The following is a 7,838-nucleotide window of genomic DNA, read 5'->3' as shown; positions in this document are numbered from 1 at the left end:
GCCGCGTGAGCCACGATCTGCGGAGGAAAATGGTGACGCTTATAGCTAATGGACGGTATTTGCGTCATCGGCTGATATGCCAAAATCAATAAGCCAGCAATCGTAGGTCGGTTAATGTGACAACACCGCACGATCGTTTCCCGGCTCGGCCTTGTCATTACACTAATAGGCGCAATGAATTTCCCTGTTCATATGCTTAGGGAATTCACTTGCAACTCATTGTTTTTCTTTCCAAATTGGGAAGACAAACCCGGGATATCCACCATGTTTTCGAGTTTTCCCTGTAAATTTCCCTGCTTTCAGGGAAATTTGACCCCGGACCAGCTAGCTCCAGACTGACAGCACGCCCGCAACTTACCTCCCGACAGACAGGTCAGGTAGACTTACCTCACTTCTGAAATCCGCCGCTTGTAGAAATCCTGAAGTTCTGCAAAGCGATCCCGGTCCAGGGTGTCAGCGCCTTCAATCTCATCCAACTGCAAGTCGACCGCTGCTTGTGTCGTCCATGGCCTATTGGGCTCGTTCGCCAGCCAACGGTCCCGGATCGCAGTTTGAGCCGACGATTGGTACGCCCTGGAAGCAAACTGCGGCGCGTGCCAGAAAATCAGGCGCATCCCCAATTGCCTCAACCGTGAATCTTCCAGCAGTTCGACAAGCTCAGAACGCCGTTTCCAGTCGAATGTTTTGAAGTCTTCAAGAATCTGTTTGTCGGCGGCGCTGTAGAAACCACCGTAGATTTGCTGCTCGACGTGTTCGGGCGACTCTCGATCGGCAAACCTGTCGGCCAGAGCCTGCCCTACGCGCTTATGAAAATCCGGCCTCGAAGCGACCAGTTGGGCAATGGCTTCATGCACATCGCTTGGAACCCCAACTGGAAAAAGATTTGGGACTTTGTTGATAGCAATAGTACGGATCCGCTTGGGTGACGCGGAAACCGCTCTTGCAAACTCTCGATCGTCAGCATCAACAATCGACGCATCACAGAGATCCAGATCAAGGAACGCCATTGAGTTGCGGTTCTGCGGATTGGTGCCGGCGTAAACGCCAAAATAGGATCGCGGAGGCGCCGCTCCAAACCGTTCGATCAGGCTTACGGGATGACCGGCCTGCAGCAGCTGGCCGGCTTCATGTCTGTCGCGGTTTCTGAGGCACTGGTCCCAGACTGCGGGGGCTCGATCACAAATGAGCCTCGCAAGATGGATCGTCGCTTCTACGTCGCCAAGAGCATCGTGGGCGTCGTGATGAGTAAATCCGTTTGCAGGGGCGAGACGATCCAGTCTGAAGCTCTCGCGGCCCAGATCGTCAAGCGGCCATTCAAGGATGTCTGGTTCCAGATACCGCGCTGCATAGACCACCTTTATGAGATCAAGGCGGTCATTGTCGTCGAATTGGGTCTGGTAAAGGTTAGAGTGTAGGTTCTGGTAGAACGACTGCCGGAGAAACTCCTCATCAAAAGCGAGCGTATTATAGCCGGTCCAGGTCGACGGCGCCCAGCGTCTGATCAGGTCACTTATCTGGTGTGAGAAATCGAACCAGGAGGGCAGGTTCGGATCAATCAGCTGTTCCGTCGATACGCCCGTTATAGCCAGAGCCCATGGCGCTGGCAGTATGTGAGGAGAAAGCCGGCATCGAATATCGACGCGCTCAATCTGATTGAACGCGTCGTCTGTCAGGATCGCCGCAAACTGCAGAGGCTGATCAAAGGCTGGCGAAGTGCCTGTTGTTTCAAAGTCGTAAAATGCAAACATGCGCGCTCATTTCCGGATGACTTTTGCCCGAAATCGATACTTCCTAAATGAAATACTCGCTCTTATTGGGTCAATTGTCATCGGTGCTTTACCGGCAATGAAAAACTGGGCTGCGCGCAGTGTTGCCGTTAGGCGGCACCAAGAAAGTCCCGCTTGCCAATTTCTACGCCGTTATGACGCAGAATGTTGTAGGCGGTCGTCATGTGGAAATAGAAGTTTGGTGTTGCAAAGCCACTGAGGTAGTTGGAGCCGATGAATGTGTGCTCCTCTGGCCCAAATTTCATGACCACTTCAAGATCTTCAGCCCCATCAAAAGCCGCGTCGGGCACGGATTCCATGAACTCAATCGTTTTAGTGATCCGCGCTTGAAGCTCGCCAAAAGTCGTTTCGTTGTCCTCAAAACTTGGGTTGTCCGTTTGCGACAACCGCGCAGCAAGGCCTTTTGCTGTATCGCAAGCAATCAGGACATTGCGCGTGAAGTTCAGCATGTCAGGAAAGAGCCGCGCCGTAAGAAAGGCATCCGGATCAATCTTGCGCTTTTCGCAGTGGGCTTCCGCGGTAGACAACATCGTGGAAAGGCTTCGCAGTGAATGGATGAAGCTTGGGACGGGAGATTGCATGTCTGATTTCCTTTTTGGGGGTCAATGTCCGCTCGAAAAAATCTGAGATGTAGAACGGCTGCACGTTCCCAATATCGACAAATTTCATCAGAACAAGTTTAAAGCATACGTCGCTAAATCAATTGCGCCGAAACATCGCTCCGTGTGTGTTCCCGCGCACCCCTAAGTCCTCTATTTGTAGGAGCCACGCAGCCAGAGGTCGTTCAGCCGGTTGCGGCCTACTTCATCCAGCAGAAGGCGCCGTATCTCGATGCACCGGGCGTGGCAAGCGAGGGACTCGGCTGACTAATGCAATAGCACATTTGACGCGTGTCTGACGTCAGCACTGCTCGAAACGCCCCCGCCAAACGTCCAGCTGAGCTGGTGTGCCCGCCCTCCAGAAGCCGAGCGAGGAGTGCAGAAGCATCTGGCATAATCGCCAGGATCGTCCTTGCGTGTGTAGCGTTCTTTTTGAAGAAATTTTCAGGCACAAGTATTAGCGCTTCTTCCATTGAGAACAGGCGTAAACCATCTTTAACGATGAGCGCGTCTTCCCGCGCAAACGTTGCACGGGTCTCGAAGATGGAGGTCCTGTGTGGGAAGTCAGTTTTCATGTTTCCTGCCTTCAGCGCTCGGACGAGCAGCTGTACCGGAACTGTCGTATCGCCTGCGTGCAACTGTAGGGATTGCTCAGGAGACAAGGACCAGTCCTCGCCAAATCGGGCAGAAAGGTACTGCGCACAAAACCCCCAAAACGACGCGTACCAGGCCGTGCCTTCGCCGGCGATCTCGTCGGGTTGTGACGTGATGTACCAACCCTTTATTACTACTTTGATAAATCCAGATATTAGGAATCGTTCCCGATGGGTCCGAGTTAAGTCACTTGATCGAACCGCTGTGACACCCTTCGTTTTAGAACACGCAAGAGCTCTAGAGATTACGCCAACTTTTCTGCTGCCATAGCCATGTTACAACCTCTTGCCCATTCAACCGTTAGGGTTTGATGCTGTAATATATTTAGGTTTTCAAGTTGTGTAATCTTTAGGGTATTATGACGCCGCGAGCAAAGGACAGCATCCCAGTTCCGATAATACCTGAGCTACAAGCACCCAGATAAGACTGTTAAATTCCTCGTCCAGATGGACATCGTAGGCGGGCGTCAACATGATCATCCCGATGTGTAACCATTTTCGTTTTTCTTAACACTTTAGAGCAGATAGGTCACAAAACGATCAATCTCTAACAAAGTACCGGAGCGGACAAAATCTCGCAAACATCACAATGTCGTTGTCCGTTCTGGATACGCTCCCCTTTCGCTCACCAGATGGTCATTCCGCCAGACCCGCATCCACCAACCCTTCCCGATCTGGCAAATCCCGCAAGCTTTCCATCCCGAACGTCACAAGGAACTTCTGCGTAGTCAAATAGGTATAGGGCGCCCCCGCCCGCGGACTACGCGGACCCGTTGCGATCAACTCTTGCGTCCGCAATCGCCCAATCAGATCGCGGCTGATGTCCTTGCCGAAGATATCCTTCAGTCCGTCACGGGTCAGCGGCTGGTGGTAAGCGATAGCCGCCAACACCGCGACTTCAAACTCGTTCAAATCCATCAACTGTTCATTCACATCCGCCGCCGTCCGGATCGCATCGGCAAATGGCACCCGCGTCCGCATCAACCAACCATCGGCAACGGCGACCAATTCATAGGGGCGACCCGTCAATTCCGCCTGGATGTCCTCAATCAACAAATCGACCGACGCCCCCTGCCCCACAACCCGCGCCAGGTCATCACGCGGCACGGTCGCCGCACTGGCAAAGATCACCGCCTCTATCCGGCCCATCCAGGTCCGCCAACGAAGATCAGGCGGCAGGTCCTCCAGCTCTCGGTCAAATGCGTCCCCGGCCACCTTCACACCCCATACAGCCGGAACGTCGACCGCCCGGTCAGTTCACGCACCACTCCAAGATCAACCAATCGATCACACAGCCGCCGTGCCGCGCGGCCCGTCATTGCAAAGGTGGTGCCTTGGATCATCGGACTGAGCATTCCCGATGGCGACACCGCGTCATGACCGAGAAACAGCACCAGAGCGTCTCCAGCCCCCTTCGTCCGTAGCTTGGGCGCAATCGCGTTCAGCCTGGCAGCGCGGCGAGACAGATCGGCCGCGTTGCGAATGGCCGCATCACAGGCGTCAATCATCGCTTGATCAACGCGTAATCGCGCATCGCTCGCACCGTCGGCAATGGCCCGGACATCCGCGCGATTCAGATGCGCGGCAAGTATCGGCACAGACCGCTCCCATCCAACCGCACGGGCTAGGGCGACATCGGCCAGCATCAGCGCCGCTGCCTCCTCGCGAGGAAACCGTTGCAGCGCATCAGCTAACACCCCTGCCGCCTGGGCGACGGGCGATCCGTCAAACACGCCAAGCTCCGAAAAGTCTTCCGCCACCCGATCGGGCAAAAGCTTCCTCACCTGCGCCAGCCAAGAGAATACGCTAAGATTGACCCGAGCAATTTTGCGCCACCTCACAAACATCTCACCCGCTGGGCCCAAGGCATCCCCTGCCCGCACCAAACAGACCGCATCTCGGATATCGGACGTAGACTCAAAGCGCCCTTCAAGTTTCAGGCAGGCCGCAGCCGCCTCCAAAGCTAAACGATCGCGCAGCAACGCCGCGGGCAATATACCGCTTGGATCTCGCACCACAACATCTAGTAAAGCCAGCGCTGCGCCGGATGAAAATGTTGCACTATCAGTGTTTTGCCTCGGCGCTGAAGTGACCCAACGCGGCAACAGATGTAGGGCTTGGATATCGCCTAGGTTAGGATTGGCAGTCGCTTTCATAACGACAGGCTAATCGTTTACGGCGCTTTAGACCAGTAAATACCGCAATAACCGCCCCGGCTTGAATGATTTTTTTATGTCCAATAAAATTGCATTATCGGTATTTTACAGTATCATCAAATTACAACGGACCAGGCAAGCCATCAACGATTACTGTCTATCCATGAGGACATCATCGTTCGGTCCCGAAAGCACTCCTGCGGCACATCGCGTCGCTTGATACGAGCGATCCGTTCCGCGAACGCAACCTGCTTTGATGACGGGTAATCCGAGAACCGTGATACAGGAACAGCTGTCTTGTGTGCGTCAATCCAGCGAGAAATTTGGTGGCGGTCAACCAAGGCCTCATCAGGCAGGTCAATGTTTGAGCGTTTTGCTATCTGTTGCGCGAACAAGATCTGTTTCTCAGTCGCGGGCAGAACGTGATAATCATTGCTGCCTGCAACAAAAGAGGCTGTCTCAAAGTGTGATTGCTGCATTGTCTCGCTCCTCAGTTCTTGTAAAAGATAATATAGAACATAAAGAGAACAAAATCAAGTATTGTGTAGTGTTTGCTAAACAATCACCACATGTAGTGCAGTCTTTCGTTGGGCTTGCAGGCAAACAGGTTGTCTAAGTTACGCATGGCAACCAGAAACCGTGGTTTGCCAGGGCGAACTCAATCAAAAGCCCTGCGGGAGCCTTACGACGGGTTCACCGTCTATTTCAAAGGTCGGATTGAGCTGGCAGCGCGCATAGGTGAATTGGCTTTTGGTAAGAGCGGCACAACAATCCGTGTGTTCAGGTCGCTCGAAAGATCGGTCTGCACATCTAAAAGGAAGCTATCGCCAGATGGATTGCGAAACACATCGTACTTCGCCATCAGAACGGGCGGAACCTGTCAAGCGGCAGTCCATGCCTTTCAACGTAAGAATTGGGGCTCTTGAGTGCCGCCGCATTTGCAGCTTGCCACTGCGCGGCTCCGGCGGTTGCCACGGCAGTGCGAACCCCCTCCTCTGCCGCACGCGATAGGTTAACTTTCAACGCCTTGGCTTCTGTGAGCAAGGCTGTGTCAAGCGACAGGTTCGTGGGCTTGCGCGACTGAGAATTCATGGACTGATCTCCTTCGAACGAGAGACTACAGATGGATCATATGCGCACAACATATGCGCATCAAAATCAATCTGTGCTGCGATTTCGGCACCCGGGTGATGGCGACACCCACGCTGGCCAAAAGTTAGGGCCAGAGCCGACGAATTTGCCTGTCAAAGCCCGACAAATTCATCAGGAAACAGGTCCGCCCAGAACGCGGATATTTCCTTTGCATTCAGTGCAGACATCCAGCCGTGGCGCTCAAAATCATCGCGGGCGGCGGGACGTTGTATTGTTGATGCAAATAACTGTCTATCCGCATCACGTTGCGTTGGCGTCCGGGCCAGCGCCAGATCTCGCACCCGCTTCAAGCGAGCCGCTCGCTCGCTCAGCGGCGTTTCCTCTCCCTCCGCTTTGCCATTTGGCTTTGGCGATGAACCGAAGTCATCACGTAGCGCCGCCGCCATGTAGCGCACCGGGCTTTTGACACCCCCCTGCCCTGCTACAAAGTCCAGCTTACCTGTAACAACATCTTCACCATGTTCTTCCAGCCACTGCCGCGCCAGCCGGTCCGAAACGCCCATAGCGCGCAAACGGTCATAAACGGGCGCCTTGCGAAGACCCTCGCCGTCATCCAAATCTAGAATTGCCAGCTGAGGGTTTGATTTTATGACAAATCGAATGTCAGTCACCGCCCTGCCCCGCTTTCGGACCTCTGGCGCGATGACGATATTACTCGTGCGGTTCACTTCTGCCGTTGCTGGCTTGATGATCTTGGCGTTCAGATGTTTGTAGCTTTCATAATAGCTGCTGCCCTCAACCCCCATCAGGCGGCGAAACGTCTCTAGTGACCACCAGCCGGTACTTCCCGTCCGATGGAAACGATAACAGTTTTCATATAGTGCAAGGGCATGGCCGCTGGTAAACCGTCTCTGTATATTGAGATTGATCAGCGCGAACACCTTTGGATCGTTCAGCTTTTCCGCGAGTGCCGGTGAATACGCATACTCACAGACACCGCCCTTCAACTTGGCATAACTCAACAGGCTCGAAACGCCCCATTCCTGACGTCCGGCTTCATCCAGCATGTCCCATTCTGCGACGGTTTCTGCCAACCCGCGCAACGACTGCTTCAGCGTATCAAAATCATTTGAATTATACCCCACCATCAAGCACAGCGTGCGTGCGTCGATTTGAAAGCGCTGCTGCCGGGTCAGCATGTCATACGCATTTAGCAACAACACATTGGATAGCTTTCGTTGCAGCAATGACAGTTTACCCGACACATGAATTGCAGCCACGTGTTTCTTAACAGCCCCACGCCGCAGCGCGCCCGTCAGCTTTCCCTTTGGGATATCAATTTCCATTGCTGCACCTGTTCAGCCGATTCTCTTTGGAATCCTTGCTTCACTATACCCGCGAAGGAACCCTCTTTCAATCTTTCGGTGGATACCTATTATCTGGCATTCAGGAGGCCCGTAGACGGGTTCCTTTGGTGTTTACAGGGTGCCCTTAGGTATCCGTATACGGGACAACTGCGCCGGGAACTTTCCGGCAATCAGCCTTTATAGT

The 7,838-nt window shown here is 53.8% G+C and carries 8 protein-coding genes; all 8 read right to left on the bottom strand.

The genetic code is table 11. The features are described from left to right. Positions 1-383: 383 nt before the first annotated feature. Positions 384-1,748 carry an exonuclease domain-containing protein gene (locus tag AC221Y_RS16845; RefSeq protein ID WP_299758447.1) on the bottom strand — a complete coding sequence of 455 codons (1,365 nt, stop codon included), beginning with the start codon at positions 1,746-1,748 and terminating at the stop codon, positions 384-386. Between the two features lie 128 nt (positions 1,749-1,876). Further along, on the bottom strand, positions 1,877-2,368 hold the full coding sequence (locus AC221Y_RS16840; RefSeq protein ID WP_299758445.1) for a DUF1993 domain-containing protein: 492 nt from the start codon (positions 2,366-2,368) through the stop codon (positions 1,877-1,879). Positions 2,369-2,586: 218 nt separating this feature from the next. Then, positions 2,587-2,961, bottom strand: a complete 375-nt coding sequence (locus AC221Y_RS16835) for a hypothetical protein (protein WP_486707805.1) — start codon at positions 2,959-2,961, stop codon at positions 2,587-2,589. A gap of 714 nt (positions 2,962-3,675) precedes the next feature. After that, the gene (scpB, locus tag AC221Y_RS16830; protein ID WP_299758449.1) at positions 3,676-4,188 is read right to left on the bottom strand and encodes an SMC-Scp complex subunit ScpB; all 513 of its coding nucleotides are present in this window, start codon (positions 4,186-4,188) and stop codon (positions 3,676-3,678) included. A gap of 68 nt (positions 4,189-4,256) precedes the next feature. Then, entirely contained in the window at positions 4,257-5,195 is a 939-nt protein-coding gene (locus AC221Y_RS16825) for a DUF1403 family protein (protein ID WP_299758441.1), read from the bottom strand. A gap of 700 nt (positions 5,196-5,895) precedes the next feature. Further along, the gene (locus AC221Y_RS16820; protein WP_299758437.1) at positions 5,896-6,057 is read right to left on the bottom strand and encodes a CcdB family protein; all 162 of its coding nucleotides are present in this window, start codon (positions 6,055-6,057) and stop codon (positions 5,896-5,898) included. Further along, on the bottom strand, positions 6,057-6,287 hold the full coding sequence (locus AC221Y_RS16815; RefSeq protein ID WP_299758435.1) for a type II toxin-antitoxin system CcdA family antitoxin: 231 nt from the start codon (positions 6,285-6,287) through the stop codon (positions 6,057-6,059). Before AC221Y_RS16815 ends, AC221Y_RS16820 begins: the two co-directional genes overlap by 1 nt. Before the next feature lie 152 nt (positions 6,288-6,439). Further along, positions 6,440-7,633 carry a replication initiation protein gene (locus tag AC221Y_RS16810; protein ID WP_299758433.1) on the bottom strand — a complete coding sequence of 398 codons (1,194 nt, stop codon included), beginning with the start codon at positions 7,631-7,633 and terminating at the stop codon, positions 6,440-6,442. Between the last annotated feature and the right edge of the window lie 205 nt (positions 7,634-7,838).

The organism is Boseongicola sp. (genome assembly GCF_057460485.1).
Note: the sequence above shows the minus strand (reverse complement) of the source record. Positions and strands in the feature narration are given on the sequence as shown.